The organism is Alcanivorax sp. HI0044 (genome assembly GCF_001634945.1).
In genome coordinates this window covers 1-228 of record NZ_LWEZ01000906.1, presented here as the reverse complement: position 1 = coordinate 228, position 228 = coordinate 1, and the positions used below count along the sequence as shown (strand labels likewise).

Below are 228 nucleotides of genomic sequence, written 5' to 3'. Positions count from 1 at the left end.
GACTGCGCACACCAAACTGGCTGGCCAGCATTTGCTGTTCATCTGCATTCACCTTCGCCAGCAGCACCTTGCCCTGGTATTCATTGACCAGCCGCTCCAGTATCGGCGCCATCTGCTGACAGGGCTGGCACCAGCTGGCCCAGAAATCCACGATCACCGGGATCTGTTGGGATTGTTCAAGGATTTGCTGAATATTCTGCTCTGTGGCTTCAATGATAGGGCTGTTCG

The 228-nt window shown here is 54.8% G+C and carries 1 protein-coding gene; it reads right to left on the bottom strand.

Features of this window, described 5'->3' with window-relative positions:
- A partial coding sequence (locus A3730_RS10710; protein ID WP_156501143.1) for a co-chaperone YbbN occupies positions 1-228 on the bottom strand: 228 nt, incomplete at both ends.